Annotated in this window: 1 protein-coding gene; it reads right to left on the bottom strand. The window is 47.5% G+C overall.

From position 1 onward, the window contains the following. On the bottom strand, positions 1-255 hold a 255-nt coding region (locus tag EYW48_RS21780), incomplete at both ends, for a transposase (RefSeq protein WP_277433112.1).

Here is a 255-nt window from a genome sequence, read left to right as displayed (position 1 = left end):
CCACTGACCCAAGGTGTACTTGATGGCTTTACCAAGAGGACTCGATTCGATGACTTTCTGCGTGGTTAACCAGTCATAGAAGTCATCCAACATCGGTTTAGCCTGCGCTTGTCTTTCTGCCCAACGCACTTCGACCGAAGCCAGTTTTAATCGAGATTCAAGTGCGTACAACTTTTGGATTTTGGCTAACGCCACATCCGCTTTACCTGTTTTACCTTTGCCCTGAAGCTTCTTCGCTTCCATGAACTTACGACG

This window comes from Vibrio sp. 1180_3 (genome assembly GCF_029478545.1).
In the GTDB taxonomy this organism is placed as follows: Bacteria; Pseudomonadota; Gammaproteobacteria; order Enterobacterales; family Vibrionaceae; genus Vibrio; species Vibrio aestuarianus.
This window is presented reverse-complemented; position numbering and strand designations above follow the sequence as displayed.